At 74.6% G+C, this 5,036-nt stretch carries 6 protein-coding genes and 1 pseudogene; 6 read left to right on the forward strand and 1 reads right to left on the reverse strand.

Annotated elements, in window-relative coordinates; all coding sequences use genetic code 11:
• The 6 genes from HUW36_RS25210 to thiC all read left to right on the forward strand — a co-directional run.
• On the forward strand, window positions 1-512 hold a 512-nt coding region (locus HUW36_RS25210; RefSeq protein WP_174530439.1), incomplete at its 5' end, for an FAD-dependent oxidoreductase.
• Window positions 503-703, forward strand: coding sequence for a sulfur carrier protein ThiS (thiS, locus tag HUW36_RS25215; RefSeq protein WP_013288601.1), 201 nt, complete (start codon window positions 503-505; stop codon window positions 701-703). The genes HUW36_RS25210 and thiS, both read left to right, overlap by 10 nt.
• Window positions 700-1,482, forward strand: coding sequence for a thiazole synthase (locus tag HUW36_RS25220; protein WP_174530440.1), 783 nt, complete (start codon window positions 700-702; stop codon window positions 1,480-1,482). Before thiS ends, HUW36_RS25220 begins: the two co-directional genes overlap by 4 nt.
• Window positions 1,483-1,544: 62 nt before the next feature.
• Window positions 1,545-2,174: a thiamine phosphate synthase gene (locus HUW36_RS25225; RefSeq protein ID WP_174530443.1), complete on the forward strand. Its 630-nt coding sequence runs from the start codon at window positions 1,545-1,547 to the stop codon at window positions 2,172-2,174.
• Entirely contained in the window at window positions 2,171-2,959 is a 789-nt protein-coding gene (gene thiD / locus HUW36_RS25230; protein WP_174530441.1) for a bifunctional hydroxymethylpyrimidine kinase/phosphomethylpyrimidine kinase, read from the forward strand. Before HUW36_RS25225 ends, thiD begins: the two co-directional genes overlap by 4 nt.
• A gap of 17 nt (window positions 2,960-2,976) precedes the next feature.
• On the forward strand, window positions 2,977-4,560 hold the full coding sequence (gene thiC, locus HUW36_RS25235; RefSeq protein ID WP_174530442.1) for a phosphomethylpyrimidine synthase ThiC: 1,584 nt from the start codon (window positions 2,977-2,979) through the stop codon (window positions 4,558-4,560).
• A gap of 46 nt (window positions 4,561-4,606) precedes the next feature.
• Here the strand turns inward: thiC and HUW36_RS25240 are convergent.
• Window positions 4,607-5,036, reverse strand: a pseudogene (locus tag HUW36_RS25240) (hypothetical protein); the annotation flags it as partial.

Here is a 5,036-nt window from a genome sequence, read left to right on the forward strand (position 1 = left end):
CGGGCTGCGGCGCGGCGGCGCTGACCGGCCTGCCGGTCCGGCCGGTCAAGGGCCAGGTGCTGCGGCTGCGCGCGCCGGGTGGCGGTCCGCCGGGCTTCCGGCACGTGATCCGGGGGTACGCGGACAGCGAGTCGGTCTATCTGGTGCCCCGGGACAGCGGTGAGGTCGTGGTCGGGGCGACGGTCGAGGAGCGCGCGGACACCGCTGTCACCGCCGGCGGCGTGTTGACGCTGCTGCGCGCCGCCGCGGAGCTGGTGCCGGAACTCGTCGAGTACGAGTTGGTGGAGGCCGTCGCCGGGTTGCGCCCCGGTACGCCCGACAACGCGCCGATCATCGGGCCGCTGCCCGGGCGGCCCGGCGTGCTCGCCGCGACCGGGCACCACCGGCACGGCATCGTGCTCACCCCGGTCACCGCCGACCTGGTCACCGAGCTGATCGTCACCGGCGAGCCGGATCCCGCGCTCGCCCCCTTCACCCCGGACCGCTTCGGGAAGGAGCGCACGTGGAACTGATCGTCAACGGCACGGGCCGGACGCTGCCCGAGGGCGTCACGGTCGCCGAGGTGGTCCGCACCGTCACCGACCGGGAGCGCGGGCTCGCGGTGGCGGTGAACGGCGAGGTGGTGCCGCGCGGCGGCTGGTCGGCGAGCGTGCTGCGCGACGGCGACCGGGTCGAGGTGCTCAGCGCCACCCAGGGCGGGTGAGCGGGGTGTCCACGGTGGAGATCGGCGGGGTCACGTTCGGCTCCCGGCTCATCCTCGGCACCGGTGGCGCGGCCAACCTGCACGTGCTGGAGCAGGCGATCCGCGCCTCCGGCACCGAGCTGGTGACGGTGGCGCTGCGCCGGGTGGACACCACGCCCGGCGGGTCGGGCGGCCTGCTCGACCTGGTGGAGCGGTGCGGCGTACGGCTGCTGCCGAACACGGCCGGCTGCCGGACCGCCGTCGAGGCGGTGAAGACGGCGCACCTGGCCCGGGAGGCGTTCGACACCGACTGGGTGAAGCTGGAGGTGATCGGTGACGAGCGCACGCTCCTGCCCGACGGGGTGGAGCTGCTGCGCGCCGCCGAGGAGCTGGTGGCCGACGGGTTCACCGTGCTGCCGTACACCTCGGACGATCCGGTGCTGGCCCGGCGGCTGGCCGACGTGGGCTGCGCGGCGGTGATGCCGGCCGGGTCGCCGATCGGCTCCGGACTGGGCATCGGCAACCCGCACCACATCCGGCTCATCCGGCAGGCCGTCGACGTGCCGGTGGTGCTCGACGCGGGCATCGGCACCGCCTCCGACGCGGCGCTCGCGATGGAGCTGGGCTGCGACGCGGTGCTGCTGGCGAGCGCCGTGACCCGGGCCGCCGACCCGGTGGCGATGGCCACGGCCATGCGGTACGCGGTCGAGGCCGGGCGCCTGGCGTACGGCGCGGGCCGCATCGCCCGCCGCTTCCACGCCCTGCCGTCCACCACCGACGACGGCCGGCCCGACCTGTGACCGCCCTACGCGCTGCGGATCTCGGTGCGGATGCGCCCTCCGGGGGGCGGCCGTATACCAAGATCTACACCGGCCCGGCCGGGGTCGTGCTGCTCACCGATCGGCGCATCGCTCGGGAGGCGCTCGTCGACGTGGTCGCGGACGCCGTCGGTGGGGGAGTGCGGTGGGTGGTGCTGCGGGAGAAGGACCTGCCCCGCGCGGAGCGTCTCGCGCTCGCGGTCGAGCTGCGCGCGATCCTCGCCGAGGCGGGCGGCACGCTGATCGTCGCCGGACCGGACCCGCTCGACGGTGACGCGGTGCACCTGCCCGCCGCCGGCCCGTACCCGCCGCCCGCCGTCGGGCTCGTCGGCCGCTCCTGCCACGACACCGTCGAGCTGGCCCGGCTCACCACCGAGCACTACGCGACGCTGTCCCCGGTCTACGAGACGAGGACGAAGCCCGGCTACGGCCCGGCGCTGCGGCCGGCCGGACTCGCCGCGCTGGTGACAGCCAGCCCGGTCCCGGTGCTCGCCCTCGGCGGCATCGAAACGGCAGCTCAGGTCCACGCATGCGTCGAGGCGGGCGCCGCCGGCGTAGCCGTGCTGGGCGCCGTCATGCGCGCCAACGACCCCGCCGAAACCGCCACCACGCTGGGCAGCGCCTTCCAGGAGGCGGCCCCAAACCGCGCAACCACCGGAGAAGAGAACCAGTGACGCCGACGACAGTTCTCAGCATCGCCGGCTCCGACTCCGGAGCAGGAGCGGGCATCCAGGCCGACCTCAAGACGTTCGCCGCGCTCGGCGCGTACGGCACGACAGTGCTCACCGCCGTCACCGCGCAGAACACCCGGGGCGTCGACGCGGTCCTGCCGCTGCCCCCGCAGACCGTGCGCGACCAGCTCGACAGCGTGCTCGGCGACTTCGACGTCCGCGCGGTGAAGACCGGGATGCTCGGCACCCCGGCGGTCGCCGACGCGGTGGCCGAGGCGGCCCGGGCCGGTCGGCTGCCGCACCTGGTCGTCGACCCGGTACTGGTCGCCACCAGCGGGCACCGGCTCGGCGTGGTGGAGGCGGTCGAGCGGCTGCTGCCGTACGCGGAGGTGGCGACGCCGAACTGCGCGGAGGCCGCGGCCCTCACCGGAGGCCCGGTGGGCACCGTGGAGGAGATGGTCGCGGCGGCCGAGGCGCTGGCGGCGCGCGGCCCGGCGTTCGTGGTGGTGACCGGCGGCGACGTGGACGCCGACGGCGAGTCGGTGGACGTGCTCGCGGGCGGTGGGACCACGCGCCTGCTACGCGCCCCCCGGGTGGACACCCGGCACAACCACGGCACCGGCTGTTCGTTCGCGGCCGCCGTCGCGGTCCGGCTCGCCGCGGGCGATCCGGCGCCGGTCGCGGTGGCCGCCGCCAAGGAGTACGTGACCCGCGCGCTGACCGGCGCGCGGGGCTGGGAGCTGGGCGCGGGACGCGGCCCGCTGGACCACTTCGGCTGGAACGCATGAGCGACAGGGAGGCTGTCATGCAGGCACGTCGCAAGGTGTACGTGGAAGGGTCACGCCCGGACGTCCGGGTGCCGTTCGCCGAGGTGACGCTGACCGGGGACAACCCGCCGGTACGGCTCTACGACACCTCCGGTCCCGGCTCCGACCCGGAGGTGGGGCTGCCCGCGCTGCGCGGGCCGTGGATCGCCGAGCGCGGCGACGTGGCCCCGGTACGCGGCGCCGGCACGCCGCTGGCGGGGACCCGTCCGACTCAGCTCGCGTACGCCCGGGCCGGGATCGTCACGCCGGAGATGGAGTTCGTGGCGATCCGGGAGTCGGTGGCGCCGGAGTTCGTCCGGGACGAGATCGCGGCCGGGCGGGCGGTGCTGCCGCTCAACGTCAACCACCCCGAGTGCGAGCCGGCCATCATCGGCAAGGCGTTCCTGGTGAAGGTCAACGCCAACATCGGCACGTCGGCGGTCACGTCGTCGGTGGCCGAGGAGGTGGAGAAGCTGACCTGGGCCACCCGGTGGGGCGCGGACACCGTGATGGACCTGTCCACCGGCAAGCGCATCCACTCCACGCGCGAGGCGATCGTGCGGAACGCGCCGGTGCCGATCGGTACCGTGCCGATCTACCAGGCGCTGGAGTCCGTCGGCGGCGACCCGGTGAAGCTGAGCTGGGAGGTGTTCCGCGAGACGGTCATCGAGCAGGCGGAGCAGGGCGTCGACTACATGACGGTGCACGCCGGGGTGCTCCTGCCGTACGTGCCGCTCGCGGTGGACCGGGTGACAGGCATCGTGTCCCGGGGCGGCTCGATCATGGCGGCCTGGTGCCTGGCGCACCACGAGGAGAACTTCCTCTACACCAACTTCGCCGAGCTGTGTTCGCTGCTCGCGAAGTACGACGTCACGTTCTCCCTCGGTGACGGGCTGCGCCCCGGTTCCATCGCGGACGCCAACGACGAGGCGCAGTTCGCCGAGCTGCGCACGCTGGGCGAGCTGACGAAGATCGCCTGGGAGCACGACATGCAGGTGATGATCGAGGGCCCCGGGCACGTGCCGATGCACAAGATCAAGGAGAACGTGGACCTCCAGCAGGAGTGGTGCCACGAGGCGCCGTTCTACACGCTCGGGCCGCTGACCACCGACGTCGCGCCCGCGTACGACCACATCACCTCCGCGATCGGCGCGGCGATGATCGGCATGTTCGGCACCGCCATGCTCTGCTACGTCACCCCGAAGGAGCACCTCGGGCTGCCCGACCGCGACGACGTGAAGGCGGGTGTGATCGCGTACAAGATCGCGGCGCACGCGGCCGACCTGGCCAAGGGGCACCCGGGCGCGCAGGCGTGGGACGACGCGCTGTCCAAGGCCCGGTTCGAGTTCCGCTGGGAGGATCAGTTCAACCTGGCGCTCGACCCGGAGACCGCGCGGGCGTACCACGACGCGACGCTGCCCGCCGAGCCGGCGAAGACCGCGCACTTCTGCTCGATGTGCGGGCCGAAGTTCTGCTCCATGAAGATCACCCAGGAGCTGAAGGACTACGCGGCGCGCGGCATGCGCGGCAAGTCGGAGGAGTTCGTCGCCTCCGGGTCGCGGGTCTACCTGCCGCTGGCGTGAGCGGGGCCGGGGCGGGTCGTGCCTCCGGCCCGCCCCGGGCCGCCGTTCAGTCGCGGTGGTGCCGGCCGGTGCGCAGGGACCGGGCGTCGTCGGCGTTGTCGTCCGAGGCGAGGCCCGCGACCCAGTCCACGTACTCGTCGTCGGTCGTGGCGTCCGGCTCGGCCGTCCGGTCGGCCTGCTCCGGCTCGCCCTTGGCCCGGTTGCGCCGGAACAGCCCTCGCCGGGCCTTCGACTTCCCGCCGGTCGCGTCGGCGTCCTCCGGCCCGGCGTGCCGCCCGCGCTCCCCGGTCGGGTCCGGTTCGGTGCTCTCCGGACCGGGCTGGGCCTGAGCCGGCACGGTCGGCTCGGAGCCGGTCCGGGAGGTCTCCGCAGCGGTCGGGCCGGCGGGCCGGGCGTTGGTGGCCAGCGCCTCCCATCCGGTGCTCCGGCCCGGCTCGGGCAGGCCCTGCTGTCGGGGGCGGGGCGCCGGCTCGGCA

Source organism: Micromonospora maritima, from assembly GCF_902825405.1.
GTDB classification, from domain to species: domain Bacteria; phylum Actinomycetota; class Actinomycetes; order Mycobacteriales; family Micromonosporaceae; genus Micromonospora; species Micromonospora maritima.